The 247-nt window shown below is 55.5% G+C and carries 1 pseudogene; it reads left to right on the forward strand.

The window, feature by feature from the left end:
• Window positions 1–69: 69 nt before the first annotated feature.
• Window positions 70–247 (forward strand): annotated as a pseudogene (locus tag EOD29_RS34075) (glucuronosyltransferase); the annotation flags it as partial.

Here is a 247-nt window from a genome sequence, read left to right on the forward strand (position 1 = left end):
CGAAACAATAAACGGCGGTCCGTTTCAATTCGGATCATTTTGGCGCAATTCTCAATACGAGGTCTATCTATGGCTGAGAAAAAGTTGAAGGTCCTCGCCGCCTCCTCCGGCGGCGGTCACTGGGAGCAGCTGATGGCCATGCGCGGCGCATTCGAAGGCTGCGATATCGTCTTTGCAACGACAATCCCGGGACTGCTCGCCAAATACGACATCAAGGATGGACTGGTGCTTCCCGATTGCAGCCGCG

The sequence above is a fragment of the Mesorhizobium sp. M1A.T.Ca.IN.004.03.1.1 genome (assembly GCF_003997555.1).
GTDB lineage: Bacteria > Pseudomonadota > Alphaproteobacteria > Rhizobiales > Rhizobiaceae > Mesorhizobium.